Below are 377 nucleotides of genomic sequence, written 5' to 3' on the forward strand. Positions count from 1 at the left end.
GTCAGGCGCCTGGCGCCGTAAGCCGCCGTAAGCCGCCGTAAGCCGCCGTAAGCCACCTGAGGCCGCCTGAGGCCGCCGGGTAGCCAGTTCGGTGGTGCGCCCGGCGGTGCACCCCACAACGCCATCCCCCGCACAGGATTTGTGCGGGGGATGCGCAGGCGTGCCGGTCTTCTACAGCGGCTTCATCACCATCAGCGCGAACACGACCACCATYGCGGTGAAGGCCGGATAGCCGAGCAAYTCCCAGCGGCGCGCRTAGTGCCARTAGAGATCGGGGAGGGCCGTGCCGTTGTCATGGGCGGCGTTGGCCATCCGGCACATGCGGATCTGGTACCAGACCACGGGCTGCCAGCAGGCGCCCGCGAACAGGTACAGCG

At 68.6% G+C, this 377-nt stretch carries 1 protein-coding gene; it reads right to left on the reverse strand.

Translation table 11 applies throughout. The features are described from left to right. Positions 1-171: 171 nt before the first annotated feature. On the reverse strand, positions 172-377 hold a 206-nt coding region (locus tag AC1U89_RS24985), incomplete at its 5' end, for a DUF2269 family protein (RefSeq protein ID WP_479902303.1).

The organism is Caulobacter sp. 05T431, assembly GCF_056665975.1.